The sequence below is a fragment of the Megalodesulfovibrio paquesii genome, assembly GCF_054653055.1.
The window spans coordinates 1,248,245-1,262,787 of the sequence record NZ_BAAIGQ010000005.1; the positions used below are offsets into that span (position 1 = coordinate 1,248,245).

General features: G+C 62.4%; 13 protein-coding genes. 4 read left to right on the top strand and 9 right to left on the bottom strand.

Features of this window, described 5'->3' with window-relative positions; all coding sequences use genetic code 11:
- Positions 1 to 44 precede the first annotated feature (44 nt).
- Genes ACYQ00_RS12250 through ACYQ00_RS12275 form a run of 6 tightly spaced genes read right to left on the bottom strand, consistent with a single transcriptional unit; the run spans position 45 to position 6,604 of the window.
- Positions 45 to 1,208: an ABC transporter substrate-binding protein gene (locus ACYQ00_RS12250; RefSeq protein ID WP_460032384.1), complete on the bottom strand. Its 1,164-nt coding sequence runs from the start codon at positions 1,206 to 1,208 to the stop codon at positions 45 to 47.
- An 18-nt stretch (positions 1,209 to 1,226) separates the two neighbouring features.
- Positions 1,227 to 2,273: a branched-chain amino acid ABC transporter permease gene (locus tag ACYQ00_RS12255; protein ID WP_460032385.1), complete on the bottom strand. Its 1,047-nt coding sequence runs from the start codon at positions 2,271 to 2,273 to the stop codon at positions 1,227 to 1,229.
- 3 nt (positions 2,274 to 2,276) lie between these two features.
- A complete protein-coding gene (locus tag ACYQ00_RS12260; RefSeq protein WP_460032386.1) occupies positions 2,277 to 3,164 on the bottom strand; it encodes a branched-chain amino acid ABC transporter permease in 888 nt (295 codons plus the stop codon).
- A gap of 15 nt (positions 3,165 to 3,179) precedes the next feature.
- A complete protein-coding gene (locus ACYQ00_RS12265) occupies positions 3,180 to 5,063 on the bottom strand; it encodes an AMP-binding protein (RefSeq protein ID WP_460032387.1) in 1,884 nt (627 codons plus the stop codon).
- A gap of 59 nt (positions 5,064 to 5,122) precedes the next feature.
- Complete coding sequence (locus ACYQ00_RS12270) at positions 5,123 to 5,905, bottom strand: ABC transporter ATP-binding protein (protein WP_460032388.1); 783 nt, start codon at positions 5,903 to 5,905, stop codon at positions 5,123 to 5,125.
- A gap of 33 nt (positions 5,906 to 5,938) precedes the next feature.
- Positions 5,939 to 6,604: a CBS domain-containing protein gene (locus tag ACYQ00_RS12275; RefSeq protein ID WP_460032389.1), complete on the bottom strand. Its 666-nt coding sequence runs from the start codon at positions 6,602 to 6,604 to the stop codon at positions 5,939 to 5,941.
- 306 nt (positions 6,605 to 6,910) lie between these two features.
- On the opposite strand from ACYQ00_RS12275, the gene ACYQ00_RS12280 reads away from it, so the two are divergent.
- The 4 genes from ACYQ00_RS12280 to ACYQ00_RS12295 all read left to right on the top strand — a co-directional run bounded on the left by ACYQ00_RS12280 (position 6,911) and on the right by ACYQ00_RS12295 (position 11,777).
- Complete coding sequence (locus tag ACYQ00_RS12280) at positions 6,911 to 7,267, top strand: hydrogenase maturation nickel metallochaperone HypA (RefSeq protein WP_460032390.1); 357 nt, start codon at positions 6,911 to 6,913, stop codon at positions 7,265 to 7,267.
- A gap of 22 nt (positions 7,268 to 7,289) precedes the next feature.
- Positions 7,290 to 7,949 (top strand): hydrogenase nickel incorporation protein HypB, encoded by a 660-nt coding sequence (gene hypB / locus ACYQ00_RS12285; RefSeq protein ID WP_460032391.1) that lies wholly within the window; start codon positions 7,290 to 7,292, stop codon positions 7,947 to 7,949.
- Positions 7,950 to 7,970: 21 nt separating this feature from the next.
- The gene (locus tag ACYQ00_RS12290) at positions 7,971 to 8,834 is read left to right on the top strand and encodes a P-loop NTPase (RefSeq protein WP_460032392.1); all 864 of its coding nucleotides are present in this window, start codon (positions 7,971 to 7,973) and stop codon (positions 8,832 to 8,834) included.
- 282 nt (positions 8,835 to 9,116) lie between these two features.
- A complete protein-coding gene (locus tag ACYQ00_RS12295; RefSeq protein WP_460032393.1) occupies positions 9,117 to 11,777 on the top strand; it encodes a PilZ domain-containing protein in 2,661 nt (886 codons plus the stop codon).
- Between the two features lie 25 nt (positions 11,778 to 11,802).
- Here the strand turns inward: ACYQ00_RS12295 and sppA are convergent, their stop codons facing one another.
- From sppA to ACYQ00_RS12310, 3 genes are read right to left on the bottom strand one after another with little or no spacing between them, the layout of a single operon-like run.
- Positions 11,803 to 12,840 carry a signal peptide peptidase SppA gene (gene sppA, locus ACYQ00_RS12300; protein ID WP_460032394.1) on the bottom strand — a complete coding sequence of 346 codons (1,038 nt, stop codon included), beginning with the start codon at positions 12,838 to 12,840 and terminating at the stop codon, positions 11,803 to 11,805.
- Entirely contained in the window at positions 12,837 to 14,279 is a 1,443-nt protein-coding gene (locus tag ACYQ00_RS12305; RefSeq protein ID WP_460032395.1) for a histidine kinase dimerization/phosphoacceptor domain -containing protein, read from the bottom strand. Before ACYQ00_RS12305 ends, sppA begins: the two co-directional genes overlap by 4 nt.
- A 40-nt stretch (positions 14,280 to 14,319) precedes the next feature.
- Positions 14,320 to 14,538 (bottom strand): hypothetical protein, encoded by a 219-nt coding sequence (locus ACYQ00_RS12310; RefSeq protein ID WP_460032396.1) that lies wholly within the window; start codon positions 14,536 to 14,538, stop codon positions 14,320 to 14,322.
- Positions 14,539 to 14,543 lie beyond the last annotated feature (5 nt).

The following is a 14,543-nucleotide window of genomic DNA, read 5'->3' on the forward strand; positions in this document are numbered from 1 at the left end:
GCTCGGCCCCACGTTCAGGCTCCTTGTGTAGTCCTGCAGTTCAATTACTTGCCCAGCCATTCGGCCTTGCGTTCGAGCACTTCGGTGCCCACCTTGACCAGCTTGCCGCCTTCGAGCTTGTAGATGAAGGAGGTCATGGTCGGGCGGTGGTCATCCGGGAAGAACGACACCGGCGGGGTCAGGCCCAGGGGATCGAAGTCCCGCAGGCTTTCGGCTTCGTTTTTCACAGCCTCTCCGCTCAGGGGCCCCTTTTCCAGGGCCCGGCGGATGCATTCGGCCATGATGTAGGTGGAGGCGAAGCCGCGGTAATAATGGGTCATGGGGATTTCGCCACCGGTCAGCCCCAGGATGATCTTGTTGCCCGGGGTGTCATCATAGCCTGTGGACGCGCCCTGGACGGTGTAGAGGCCCTCTGCAGCGTCGCCGGCGAGCTTGAAGGTGTCTTCGTCCGCACCCCAGATGTTGGTAAAGAAGACGGTGTTCATCTTCAGCTTCTGGGCGTCCTTGAGGATGACCGCCGTGGAAGGCGCGGTGCCGCCGGTCCAGCAGAAATCCGGAGCCTTGGCCTGGAGGGAAAGCAGCTGGGAGGTGGCGTCCATGGCTTTCAGGTCCACGTTCTCGTCGCCCACCAGCTCAAAGCCCAGCTCCTTGGCGTAGGCCTTGCCGCCTTCGAGGGGGGTGTGGCCGTAGGGATGGTCCGGGTAGATGAAGGCCAGCTTTGGCGCGCGGGCTTCCTTCCAGTTTTCCTTCAGATACTTGAGGATACCGCGCAGGTTGGTGGTGTAGTCCGCCACCACGATGAAGTTGTAGGGCGCGTTTTGGGGGTTGGTCAAATGCGCGGAGTACGAGGCCGAGAAGCAGGGGATCTGATCCTTGGCCACGAACTTGGTCAGGGCTTCGGTGTCTGCCGTGCCCCAGCCCTGCAGGGCCACAATGCCCTCGGTTTTGAATTTCTTGTATGCGGAAAGGGCCTGCTGGACGTTATAGGCGTAATCCACCTGCAGGGGCTCCAGGGTATTGTCCCCCAGGAATTTGGAGTCGTTCAGGTATTTGACGGCGTCCATCACGCCCTTGGAATAGGGCACGCCCACGCTGGCCGTGCCGCCGGTGAGGTCCACCAGCACGCCGAATTTGATGTTCTCTGCGCCGGCCGTTCCGGCGAGGCACAACAACAGGGCCGCGGCCATTGCGAAAATCTGTTTGCGCATCTGTTTTTCTCCCCTGAATCAATACGCGAATGGAAAGAGCTTGCACCAGGCCTTGAACAGTTTCCAGCGTCGTTGCAAGCCTTCGGGTTCAAAGATCAGGAACAGCACCAGCACCAGACCGAAGACGCCTTCCTTGGCCGCTGCCAGATACAGCGATGCGTCCGGAAAGATGCTGCTGCCCACGTCGGAAAGCCAGGTCAGCACTTCGGGCAGCAGCGTCAGGAAGATGGCCCCGAAGACCGCGCCCTGGATGCTCCCCAGCCCGCCGATGATGCACATGGCCAGATAACTGATGGACAGGCCCAGGCCGAAGGGTTCTGGCGTGACGAACTGCAGGTAGTGCCCCCACAGCCCCCCGGCCACCCCGGCCATGAAGCTGCTCACGGCAAAGGCCATCAGCTTGTAGGCAAAGAGATTCACACCCACGATTTCGGCGGAAAGATAAAAGTCCCGGATGGCCACAAAGGCCCGGCCGTGCCGGCTGCGCATCAGGTTCGTGGCCAGCACCAGCATGAGCACGGCCACGCCCAGGGTGAGGTAAAACATCCGGTGATCCGTGTCGAAGCTCAGGCCGGCAATGGACGGCGGATCCACGGCCAGCCCCGTGGAGCCGCCGGTCACGGCGTCCCAGTGCAGAAAAACATACTGCAGGATGAGCTGCGCGGCCAGGGTGGCGATGGCCAGATAGATCCCCTTGAGCCGCAACGAGGGGATGCCAAAAAGCATGCCCGTGACGGCGGTGATCAGCCCGGCTGCCGGCAGGGCCAGCACAAAGGGCACGCCCTGGAGCGTGAGCGCCCCGCAGGCGTAGGCCCCCACCCCGATGAACGCGCCATGACCAAGCGAGATCTGCCCGCACATCCCGGTGAGCAGATTCAGGGACACCGCGCCCACAATGGCGATGTTCACCAGAATCAGGATGGACAGGTGATACGCGTTCAGCGCATAGGGGCAGAGGCAGAGCACGGCCAGCAGCGCCGTGAACCGCAGCTTCTGGAACCCGCCCACCAGCAGGGCGTCTTCTTCCCGATAGGATTGAAAAAACAGTCCGCACTTGCCTTGCATGGCTTACACCCGCTCGATCTGCTTGGTGCCGAAGAAGCCGTACGGCTTGACCATCAGAATGATCACCAGCACGATGAAGGCCGCCACTTCCTTGAAGCCGCCCAGACCCAGAAACTCCTTGGCCGCGCCGTCGCACACATTCTCCAGCACCCCGATGACAATGCCGCCCAGGGCCGCGCCGAGCAGGCTGTCCAACCCGCCCAGGATCACCGCCGGAAACACCTTCAGCCCCAGGTGACCCAGCTGGGCATTGATGCCGTTGATATTACCCAGAATCACCCCGCCCACACTGGAAACCACGGCCGCGATGCACCAGGAGAGCGCAAAAATGCTCTTGATGCCAATGCCCATGCTGGCCGCGGCGCACTGGTCCAGGGCTGTGGCCCGCATGGCCACCCCCAGCCGGGAGTATTTGAAGAAGGCCGAAAACACCGCAAACAGCAGCGCCGAAAGCACAAAGGCTGCGATGTACACCGGCGCCACAGGCACGCCGAGCACGAAGAACGGCTCCTGCGGCAGCACCTGCGGATACACCTGAATCTGCGTGCCCCAGAACATCTGCACCAGACTCTTGAGAATGGACGAAAGGCCGATGGTGACCATGATCACCGAGATGATGGGCTCGCCGATCATCGGCCGGAGCACCAGTCGCTCAATGACCAGCCCCAGAAGCACGGAGAAGCCCAGGGTCATCAGAAAGGACAGCAAAAACGGCAGTTGCATCTCCACGGTCAGGGAAAAGCAGACATAAGCCCCGACCATCACCAGCTCGCCCTGGGCGAAATTGACCACCTTGGTGGCCTTGTAAATGACCACAAAGCCCAGCGCCACCAGGGCGTAAATGGAGCCGACCACCAGGCCGTTGATGACGAGCTGCAGATAGTATTCCATAATGAGTTCCGGTAATTATACGGATTCGATACGCACGTTCCCGCGCATTTCGCGCACGCGGCCGTCCTGGTAGGTGATGCGGGCCGTCAGGTCGATGCTGTCCGCCGTCGCATACAGGGCCTCAATGAGTGCGCCATAGCGTTCGCCCACGGCCTGGCGGCGGACCTTGCGGGTGCGGGTCAGCTCGCCGTCATCGGCGTCCAGTTCCTTGTAGAGCAAGGCAAAGCGTTGCAGGCGCTGGGCTTCGGGCAGCGAGGCGTTGACTTCCCGCACAGCCTCCCTGATGAGGGTGTACACCTCGGCCTTGGCGGCGAGGTCCTGGTACGTGGTGTAGGTGATCATCCTGGATTCGGCCCAGCGACCCACGATGCCCATGTCGATGCAGATGATGGCCGTGGGGTGGGCGCGATCCTGTCCCAGGACCACAGCTTCCTTGATAAACGGCGAGAACTTGAGCTTGTTTTCCAGAAACTGCGGGGAAAAGCGCTCCCCACCGGTCAGCTGCATGACGTCCTTCAGGCGGTCGATCACCACCAGCTGCCCGGCTTGGTTGAAGTATCCGGCATCGCCGGAGCGCAGCCAGCCGTCCGTGAGGGTCTCGGCCGTGGCCGCTTCATTCTTGTAGTAGCCCAGGAAGACCGACGGGCTTTTGGAGAGGATTTCGCCCTCCTCCGAAATGATGATCTCCGTCTCGGCAATGGGCCGGCCCACGGAATCGAAATCGATCTCCCCATCCCGGTGGATGCAGCTGATGCCGGCGATTTCCGTCTGGCCATAGAGCTGCTTGAGGTTCACGCCCAGGGCATGGAAGAAGCGGAAGGTGTCCGGCCCCAGGGCCGCGCCGCCGGTGGAGGCCGAGCGGATATTGGAGAAGCCCAGGCGGTCCTTGAGGGGGTTGAAGAGGAGCAGCCTGGCCACGGCATACTGCAGCCGCAGCCAGAGGGACGGCGCCTGCCTCCGGAAGCGGCAGTCCGCCCAGGCCAGGCCCACGGGCAGCAGGCGGTGGTAGATCCAGCGCTTGAGGGGCGTGGTCTCCATGATCTTCACCTGCACGCCTGCAGCCATGTTTTCCCAGACCCGGGGAGGCGAAAAGATGAGATTCGGGCCGATTTCCCGGATGTCGGCCTGGACTGTGTCCGGCTCCTCGGGGAAATTCACGGTAAAGCCATAGAGCAACGCCGAGGCCAGGGCCATCATCTGCTCGCCGATCCAGGCCAGGGGCAGAAAGCTGACGAATTCGTCCGTGGCGTGCTTGGGATCGGCCTCGTCCAGGTTATGGGCCATGGCCAGCATGTTGGCGTGGGACAGCATGGCCAGCTTGGGCCGGCCGGTGGTGCCGGAGGTGGTGACGATGACGCACGGGTCATCGGGCTGCACGGCGTTGACCCACCCGGCAAATTCCCCGGCGCGTTCCCTGCCCAGCTCGCACACGGCCTCAAAGGGCATCAGCCCCAGGGCTTCATCAGGCCGCAGGCCCTTGGGATCGTGGTAGATGATGTACTGAAGATGCCTGGATTTCTCCTTGATCTCCAGCATCTTGTCCACTTGCTCCTGGTCCTCGGCCACCACCAGGCGGACCTCGGCCAGGTCGAAGATGTAGGCCACTTCATCGGCCGGGGCGTCCTGGTACAGGCCCAGGCTCATGCCGCCCAGGCCCTGGATGGCCAGTTCGGCCCAAAGCCATTCCGGCCGGTTGTCCCCAATGCAGACCAGCACATCGTCCTTGCCCAGGCCCAGCTGTTTGAGTCCGGCGGCAAACTCGGCCACGAGGCGGGCATAGTCGGCCCAACTGGTGGGCTGCCACACGCCCCACTGCTTTTCCCGCAGGGCCGCGCGGCTGCCGTAGCGGGCGGCTTTTTCCAGCAGCAGCGCCGGAAGCGTGGTTCTGTACGATGCCATGCACCCAGTCCGAAAATGTTGAAGGTCCGAAAAAAAGGAGCCAGAGGCCGGTTGCGGCCTCAGCGTCCCAGAAACACGGCGTCTTCGCTGCCCAGGTAGGCGGCGATGACTTCTTTGTTGGACTGCACCTCTTCCGGCGTGCCAGAAGCCAGGATCTGGCCGAAGTCCAGGACCACCACCTGATGGCTGATGTCCATGACCACGCCCATGTCGTGCTCCACCAGCAGCACGGTGGTGCCCCATTCCTCATTGATGTCCAGGATGTAGCGGGCCATGTCCTCGGTTTCCTCAAGGTTCATGCCGGCCATGGGTTCGTCCAGGAGAATCAGTTCCGGTTCCGCGGCCAGGGCCCGGCCCAGCTCCACGCGTTTTTGCACACCATAGGGCAGCATGCCGGCATGCTGGTGTCGCCAGGGCGAGAGGCCGAGAAAGTCGATGATCTCTTCCACCCGCCGGCGGTGGATATCCTCCTGCCGGCGGGCCGGGCCCCAGTACAGCAGGGACTTGAGAATGCCGTACTCCAGGCGTGAGTGCCGGCCGACCATCATGTTGTCCAGGACGGACAAGCCCTTGAACAGCGCGATATTCTGGAAGGTGCGCGAAAGTCCCAGGCGGGTGCGGGCATGGGCCGGCACGCCCAGAAGCTCGCGCCCGCCCAGGGTGATGGAGCCGCTGTCCGGCGTGTAGCGGCCGGAGATGCAGTTGAGCATGCTCGTCTTGCCGGCGCCATTGGGGCCGATGAGGGAGCAGATCTGCCCTTTGGTCACCGTGAAGGCGACATTCATGAGCGCGGCGATGCCACGGAAGGTGAGGGTCACGCCCTGGACGTTGAGCAATGTCATGAATTCAAAGGATACCGAATCGCGTTGCGTCGGCTACAGGTTGCACCAGTCGTGTTCAAAGGTCTGCGGGCCGACCATGGTGTAGCCCGCGGCCTCGATATCCTTGGAGATGGCCGCCGGGTCGTCGGCCTGCACCCGGATAACCACCATTCTCCGGCCGGCGTGAAAGAAGGTGGAGGTGGAAATGATGGAACCGCCATGGCTCTTGATGATGCCGGACACTTCATGAATGACGCCGCTCCGGTCTTCCACCTCAAAGGCGATGCGGCTGCCGCCCTGCTCCAGGCCCATTTCCTCCACCAGCACGCCGAGCATGACGTTGCGGTTGATGTAGCCCAGGAGCTTGTTTTTGCAGCCCACCACGGCCAGGCCGGCCAGGTCGTCGTCGAACATCAGCTTGGCAGCAGTTTCGATTTCGGTTTCCGGCGGCACGGTGGGGGTGTCTGTACGCATGATCTGGGCCACATCCAGCTTGGCCAGCAGATAATTCAGCTCATGGCGGGAAAGGGAGGTGGCGCGCGAGGGCAGCGCCTCCTTCACGTCCTCCTTGCGCACATGGCCCACCAGCTTTTCGCCGTCCACCACCAGAAGCATCCATAACCTGTTTTCCAGCATGAGCTTTTCCGCATCATGTACCAGGGTTTTGGGAGTGATGGTGACAAACTGATCCCGTGTCAGCATTTTCAGGCCAACATACATAAAACGCCTCCTTTCAGGCGCGGTGGGCTCGGCTGGCATGGGGCACGCCGCCGTGGTCAGGTGTTCCCTTGGGGAGCTTTGCCTTGCCACAGTTTTCACACGCTGTCAGCATCGGACGGCGAATCAATACCGTGAATGGCAGAAATCACCCTGTGAGCGGTGCCCTGAATATGGAAGGGGGGTTCTGAATCAAAGCTGCGCACAGGGTCAAGGAAAATATTTCGATATTTTTTTAGCGGGATTTTTTGACGGGATGCTCTTTACCTTGCCGGAGCTTTGGCGTATCCAGTTCGACCTATGCATGAAATGTCCATCGCCCAAAGTCTCTTGGCCCTGGTGGAGCAGGAACTGGAAAAGCGGCCCGGCAGCCGCTGCACGGTAATTCGCGTCACCCACGGTGCCCTGGCCAATCTGGTGCCCGAGGCTTTTGAGCTGGCCGTGGAGGCCCTGACCATAGGCGGCCCCATGCAGGGGGTGCGGCTGGAATTGAAGATGCTGCCCCTGCGCATGAAGTGCCGGGCCTGCGGGCACGAATTCGAACCCGAGCAACGGCGCATGGGCCCGCCCCTGTATCCCTGCCCCCAATGCGATGAAGAGGTGGGTCACGAGCTGACCCAGGGCAAGGAACTGTACCTGGAAAGTCTGGAACTCGAATCGGACTAAGCGAATTTCACGGAGCCCTGGCATGGAAATCCCTGTCATCCGCAACCTGCTGGAAGCCAACGAGCGCGAGGCCGACACCTTGCGCAGCCGTTTTGCCGCGGCCGGCGTGCTTGTGCTCAATCTCATCAGCTCCCCAGGCTCGGGCAAGACCAGCCTGCTGGAGCGCACGCTCACCGATCTGAAGGACCGGTACCGCATGGCCGTGATCGAGGGCGACTGCATGACCGACAATGACGCCCGCCGCGTGGCCGCCACGGGTGCCGCCGCTGTGCAGATCAACACCGACGGCGGCTGCCATCTGAACAGCGCCATGGTCGGTCAGGCACTTGCCCATCTGGATCTGCAGGCCATGGACATCCTCTTTATCGAAAACGTCGGCAACATGGTCTGCCCCGTGGAGTTTGACGTGGGCGAGGATGCCAAGGTGGCCATCCTTTCCGTCACCGAAGGCGACGACAAGCCCGAAAAATACCCCCGCCTGTTCCAGGAGGCCAGGGCCGCGGTCATCAACAAGATCGACCTGCTGCCCTATGTGGACTTCAGTGTGGACAAGGCCTCGGCTCAGGCCCGGGCCCTGAACGCCCAAGCGGCCATTCTGCAGGTCTCCTGCCGCTCCGGCGAAGGCCTGGAATCCTGGTATGCCTGGATCGACGCGGCCCTGGCCGCCAAGCGCAACGGCTAGCACAAGTAAGGATAGCGACCCATGAGCGAGCAATGCAAAGGCTGCCCCTCGCAGTCCCAGGGCTGTACGCCCGACTCCTGCGGCACCACCCCGCAGGAGCCCCGTGAGGACAAGCTCACCAAGACCCTTTCCAAGATCAAGCGCCTCATCGTCGTGCTTTCGGGCAAGGGCGGCGTGGGCAAGTCCACCATGGCCGCCAACCTGGCCGTGGCCCTTTCCCTGGAAGACAGGCAGGTCGGCCTCCTGGATGTGGATATCCACGGCCCCAGCGTGCCCAGGCTCTTTTCCCTGCGCGGCGAACAGCCACATGCCGAGCCCGGCTACATGGAGCCCGTGCCCTGGAGCAAGCGGCTCTCCCTCATGTCCCTGGGCTTTCTGCTGCCAGACGCCTATCAGGCCGTCATCTGGCGCGGGCCGGTCAAGATGGGCGCCATCCGCCAGTTCATCGAGGATGTTACCTGGGGTGAGCTGGATTATCTGGTGGTCGACTGCCCTCCCGGCACCGGCGACGAGCCCCTGAGCGTGATGCAGCTGCTTGGCCCGCGGGCCGAAGCGGTCATCGTCACCACTCCGCAAGCCGTGGCCGTGGACGACGTGCGTCGTTCCGTGAGCTTTGTCCGCGAAATGGGCAACCCCATCCTCGGCGTGGTGGAAAACATGAGCGGCTTTGTCTGCGGGCATTGCCAGCAGGTGACCAACATCTTCTCCGCCGGTGGTGGCGAACACCTGGCCGCGGAAATGGGCGTGCCCTTCCTGGGCCGCATCCCGCTTGATCCCGAGCTGGCCCGCGCCGGAGACGAAGGCTACGCTTTCCTGAAAGTGCATCCCGAGCACCCCACGGCCCAGGCCGTGCGTCAGGTGGCCCAGGCAGTCCTGCGCGGCTGAGCGGATGGTTTTACACGTGGAACGGTCCGAACCTTAACAGGTTCGGACCGTTTTTTTTTCATTTCTTTCCTCGCATCCCCGTATCAAGGGCTTTCGAATGGTTCCGATTTAGGCTAGCATCCTCCTGCATTGGAGCCACAGCACATGCCCTTAACTGATTCCCATTCCGGTCCCGAGCCTTCAGTCCCAGACCCTTCCGGGAACACCTCTTCTGTGCCCGCCACCAGCCTGCCTTCACACCAGGCGGCCGGCACGGGCGTAACCCGGGGAGCGGAACAAGAGGTGCACGTTTTTCGTGCAGATGCCAGCAATCACGTGGCTCTTGTGTGTCCGGCCTGCCATTCCCGGCGCTTGCTGGATGGCGCCAAGCTGGGCAGCGTCAAGCAGCCAGCCACCATGCGCTGCACCTGCGGCAATGTGTTTCGGTGCCGGTTTGAACTGCAGCCGGCCCAGCCCGTTCCCCCATCCTCTCCTGCACCTGCCGTGCCGTCTTCCACCGTCGCGGACGAGCTGCCGGTGTTCAGCGCGGACAGGCACAACCGCTTTACCATCATCTGCCCGGCTTGCAGCGATGCCCGTACCCTGGATGGTGAAAAGCTCCGGCACATCAAGCAACCGGCCACCATGAAATGCCGGTGCGGCAAAATATTCAAGTGCCGCTTGAAGTTTTTTGAGCCTGAATTCCCGCCGGAGGATCCCGAGGCCATCAAACCGCACGAGGCCATCGACCTGCCCGACTTCCAGAATGTGGAAGGCACCCAGAATTTTTCCAAAATGGCTCAAGAAGCCGCCCTGGCAAACCGCAAGGCGCTCATGACCTTCCGGGGAGACATGTTCTCTACCGTGGAACAGCTGTTGGATTCCGCAACAGAACATACCTTGAACGAGGAGGAGACAGAGGCCCTGCTCCGCGGCGCGCCGCACGAAGAGGGTGAAGAGGAGCTGCCGCTCCCACCGGAAGCCACCATGAACATTGGCTTTCCTGCCCGCGAGTTGCCAGGGGAGCTTGCTGATGAAGAACTCCACGATGCCGATGACACGGCCCCGCCCGATGGTGCGGGCAACGTGGGTGGCTCGCAAGACGAGTTAGACGACACCTTTGACGAAGCCGCCCAGGCGCGCGCCATGGCCGTGTTGCGTCAGGCCAGCCTGGAAAAGAAACGCGCCAGGGAGGCCATGGAGCACGCGGCGCCGCAGGGCGTTCCCGGGGCTGCGCAACGAGTTCCAGAGTCCCCTTTGCCCTCCTCCAGGCAGCAACACGAGGCGAACCTGGACGCCCAGTTGCAGGCCGTGGCCCGGGAGCGCGAAGCCCTGGCCGCCCTGCGGCGGGAGCTGGAACAGGAGCGCGAGCACATGCTCCAGCAAAAAGCCAAGCTGGAGGCGTTGTTACGCCGCGCTGCGGCCTTGCCGCAATCCCCCACCGGGCCGGCCCAGCTGGAGCCTGCCGTCTCCCTCTTCAGGGCTGACGCCGCCGGGGTGATCCAGGTGGAGTGCCCAAGCTGCGGTGCAGGCAAGGTGCTCAAGGCTGCGGATGTGGCCACGGTCAGGCAGCCGGCCCGCATGAAATGCAAGGGCTGCGGCACCGTGTTTCCCTGCCGGTTCGAACTGCAGCCTCCAACTGCGGAACAGCTCGATATCCCAACATTTTATGCAGATCTGGCCGGCAACGTGACCCTGGTCTGCCCTTCCTGCCATGCAGGCAACACGGTGGATGGCGAACAGTTGCGCGGCCTGAAGCAGCCGGCCTCCATCCGCTGCAATTCCTGCGATACCGAGTTCCCCTGCCGGGTGGTGCTGGGTGAACCGCGGGGCGCGCGTGCGGGAGATCCGCCGGGGGAGTTGTGGCGGCAGCCGCGGGGCACGACCCCGCTCCCGGCGTCAACCACGCTGGCGTCGCCTTCCCCCATGCCGGCAGCATCTCCAAAGGCCCCGACGGCTCCGCTAGTGGCCTCGCCCCTGGCCAGGCCTGAGCCTGCCCCCCCCGCTGCCGAAACGCCAGAGGAAGCGCCTGCTCCCGAGCAATCGCCCCTGTCGTCCGACCGTATTGCGGAACCCTGGCGGGCGACCGGGCAGCCCGCCGATGCAGCGGGCCAGGAGGAGCTGGAGGAAGATCCAGACGAACTTTCCCTGACCATGGACGCTGCCGCCTTGAGTCGTCTGTTGGCTCCCTACGCCACGCGCCTGGAGGGCCTCCCTGAAACGAATGAGGAGGCGGACGAGGATGAATCGGAATTGTTCCGCACCATGGCTCCCGATCGTCTTCAGGAGCTGTTTGCGGAGGAAGACCCGTCCATGGAGCCTATTCCCCTGGTGGGTGTGCAACCGGACAGCGTGATAGCCGGGCAGGCAGAAACGCTCCTGCCGGCATTCAATGGTGAATTTGCCGCTGAAGACGCGGACTCGCCGTCGCTGGATCCCACCCTCCTGGCGGAAGTGGTCCCGGCAGTACCCTTTGAAACCGTTCACGGGCCGGTACCGCCGGACACGCCGACCTATTATGTGGATGAAAAACGCCAGGTCATGGTGCTCTGCCCCAAGTGCGAACGGGGTCGGAACCTCGATTTTTATGGCCACCCCGAAGTCGGTCCCGTTATTCGGACCTGGTGCAAATGTGGTAATGAATACATGTGCCGTCTGGAGTTCCGGCGGAACTATCGAAAGCGGGTCAATCTTTCCGGCACGTTTTATGTGCCGGCCAATGGTCTGCGCGGCGAGATGACCGTGCAGGACATTTCCCTCGGTGGCGTGGGGTTTGTGACAACATCCAACTATTTTCTCAAGCCCGAAACCATTGTGGAACTCAATTTTCAGCTGGATGATCTGAAAATGACGCCCATCCATCGCCGCGTGCGGGTGCGCTCGGTCAAGGAAACGCTTATTGGTGCGGAATTCCTGGAGCACCGTGAGCGGGACAAGGATCTGGGCTACTATCTCATGCCCTGAGGCACGGCGAGAGGCCCCTCAGGCACTATTCGCCACCCAGCCACATCCAGTAGAAACCCGGCTCCATTTGCCCCTGCAGGGGCTCCACGCCAAGGGAGAACAGGCGGACCTGCAACGGCGAGGCCCCCGGCGCAGCCGCGTCCAGGGCATACGGCGTATCATTGGCCACTTCGTTGCGACGGTACACCACCAACCGGGCCTTTTCGACCCTCGCCAGCTGCCGGGCCAGGGCCACGGCGTCTTCCAGGTAGCCGAGGCCATCCACCAACCCTGCCTCGCGGGCCTGTCCGGCCGTCAGGATACGCGCGTCCGCCACGGCGGCCAGGGCCTCGGGCGAAAGCCTCCGCCCGGTGCGCACGGCTTCCAGAAAGCGGGCGTTGTTCTCGTCAATGATCTGCTGGAGCAGCCCGCGCTCCTCGGCCGTGGCGTTGCGAAAGGGAGAGCCCATGTCCTTGAGGCGGCCGGATTTGGTCACGTCCGTCTGCACGCCCACCAACCCCATGAGCCCGCTGACGTCCGGCCGGATAAAGATGGTTCCGATGGAGCCCGTGGTGGTCGTGGGATGGGCCAGGATGCGGTCACAAGCCACCGCGGCGAAATACCCGCCCGAGGCAGCCACGCCCAGGAGGCTGGCCACAACCGGCTTGCCCGTTTCGGCTCGGAAGCGGGTGATGGCATGGTGCACGATATCGCTGGCGGTCACCCCGCCGCCGGGGCTTTCTATGGCCAGGACCACGGCCTTTACCGCGCGGTCCTTGGCAGCCTTGCGCAGTCTGGCCTCCAGCTCCTGTACCGTGCCCGGCGTGCGGGACAACAAGCCAGAGCTTGGCGAAAGCGTAATGAGGCCGTGTAGATGAATGAGGGCCACCTTGGCCGCCCCCTCGCCATCCAGCGTGGTTTCTTCTAGAGGATCCTCCACCCCGCCGCCGAAAAGCTGCACTTTGGGAGAACAGCCGGCCAGCACCGCCAGGAGGGCCAGCGCGGCCACCCCGGCCCGGAGCAGCCTCCATCGCGGTTGCAGCGCAGAAGAGATCGCCACGTACAGCATATACCGGTTACTCAATTAATTACGCTGCTTTGAGCCAGGGGAATGCACACCCTGCTCTGGGCGCCGCCCTGGTTTTCCAGCTGAATGGTTCCCTTGAGCTGTTGTACCAGGGAGTTCACCAGCTGCAGGCCCAGGGAAGCCACATGGTCGATATCCAAATCCTGAGGATACCCGTTGCCATTGTCCCCCACCATCAACTGCAGCTCCTTGTGGCCGGTGACATCCTGATGCTGCGACAGCCGGATGTGCACCCTGCCGCCGGAGCTTGCGCCGTTTTTGGGCGAAAAGGCATGCTTGAAGGAATTGGAGGCCAGTTCGTTGATGATGAGCCCGCACGGGATGGCCACATCCACATCCACGAATATATCCGGGACGTCCACCTCCACGTCGATCTCCCCCATGCCCCGGAAGGAACTCTTGACGTGGTTGACCAGGCTTTGCACGTAGCCGCCAAAGTCAATCTTGTTCAGGCTTTCGGACTGGTAGAGCCGCTCGTGGATAAGCGCCATGGATTTGACGCGGTTCTGGCTGTCCCGCAGGGCGTCGATGGTCTGCTCGTCCTTGACGTACCCGGACTGCAAATTAAGCAGGCTGGAAACCACCTGGAGGTTGTTTTTAACCCGATGATGAATCTCCTTGAGGAGCACTTCCTTTTCCTTCAAGGAGTTGGTCAGTCTGGCTTCGGCCTCCTTCCAGGCGGAAATATCCCTGGCCACGCCCACAATGGCCATGTTCAACCCCTTCTCATCATGGATGATCGAACGGGTCAGAGAAACGGGGAAGATACGGCCATCCTTGCGACGATGGTAAATTTCCCGGATGGCTCCGCGGGAATCCGTCTCGGCCGTGGCTTCCACTGGCGGGGCCGGCGCCCGCAGCAGTGAGGCGCTCTGGCCCAGGATTTCATCTTCCTTGAACCCGTAAATCTGGCAGAAGGCCTTGTTTACAAAGATGATATGCTGAGCCGTGTTGGTGATGAACACCGCGTCCGTGATGCTCATGAGGGCATGGGTGAGCATGCGGTACCGGCTCTGGGTCTGATGCTGGCGGACGGCGGACTCGGCCACCTGGGGAATGAGCGCCATCCACCGATGGTCGGGATCCTTGATGATATAGTCCGACGCCCCGCCCCGCATGGCCCGCACGGCCGTCAGCTCGTCGCCGCAGTCCGTGGCCAGGATGAGCGGCAAGGTCAGCGGAGGGGCATGAATGCCCTCCACGTCAGAGATCGGCCCGCCTTCCAGCAAATCGAAGACGGTGCCATCCTCCAACGTGCGCTCGCTCAGCACCACATCCACATCCCTCTCCATGATCATCCGACGGGCATCGCCCACGGTGCAGGCAGTATGCACCTCAAAAGGCAGCAGGTTGGCCGCAATGAATTTGCGGAATGCGGAGCGGGTCAGCGCGTCGCATTCCAGATGCAAAATGGAGAGGGTTTGTTTCATGGGCATGGTGCGGGGCGCCTGGGATGAAATTGGAATGGCCAGGGTGTCAGTGTTCTGCGGCATCTGGCGTGTTCATGTCGGCGAACAACGCATTCATGTTCTGCCACAGGGTGCGCGTTTCATCTTTGGAAAGGCCTTTGGCAATCCCCCCGCCATCCGTCTTGTCATCATCAGCAGCGCCGTCATCCGCCGGTTCGATGACGAAATCATCATCCCGGGGCGTTTCAGGCAGCTGATCCTGTGGAGCGTCCATATCCGTGGCCATGGTTC

Bases quoted from the DNA above. Each gene is read 5' to 3' on its own strand.
- ACYQ00_RS12250 (WP_460032384.1), bottom strand. From the start codon at position 1,208: ATGCGCAAACAGATTTTCGCAATGGCCGCGGCCCTGTTGTTGTGCCTC.
- ACYQ00_RS12255 (WP_460032385.1), bottom strand. From the start codon at position 2,273: ATGCAAGGCAAGTGCGGACTGTTTTTTCAATCCTATCGGGAAGAAGAC.
- ACYQ00_RS12260 (WP_460032386.1), bottom strand. From the start codon at position 3,164: ATGGAATACTATCTGCAGCTCGTCATCAACGGCCTGGTGGTCGGCTCC.
- ACYQ00_RS12265 (WP_460032387.1), bottom strand. From the start codon at position 5,063: ATGGCATCGTACAGAACCACGCTTCCGGCGCTGCTGCTGGAAAAAGCC.
- ACYQ00_RS12270 (WP_460032388.1), bottom strand. From the start codon at position 5,905: ATGACATTGCTCAACGTCCAGGGCGTGACCCTCACCTTCCGTGGCATC.
- ACYQ00_RS12275 (WP_460032389.1), bottom strand. From the start codon at position 6,604: ATGTATGTTGGCCTGAAAATGCTGACACGGGATCAGTTTGTCACCATC.
- ACYQ00_RS12280 (WP_460032390.1), top strand. From the start codon at position 6,911: ATGTCCATCGCCCAAAGTCTCTTGGCCCTGGTGGAGCAGGAACTGGAA.
- hypB (WP_460032391.1), top strand. From the start codon at position 7,290: ATGGAAATCCCTGTCATCCGCAACCTGCTGGAAGCCAACGAGCGCGAG.
- ACYQ00_RS12290 (WP_460032392.1), top strand. From the start codon at position 7,971: ATGAGCGAGCAATGCAAAGGCTGCCCCTCGCAGTCCCAGGGCTGTACG.
- ACYQ00_RS12305 (WP_460032395.1), bottom strand. From the start codon at position 14,279: ATGCCCATGAAACAAACCCTCTCCATTTTGCATCTGGAATGCGACGCG.
- ACYQ00_RS12310 (WP_460032396.1), bottom strand. From the start codon at position 14,538: ATGGCCACGGATATGGACGCTCCACAGGATCAGCTGCCTGAAACGCCC.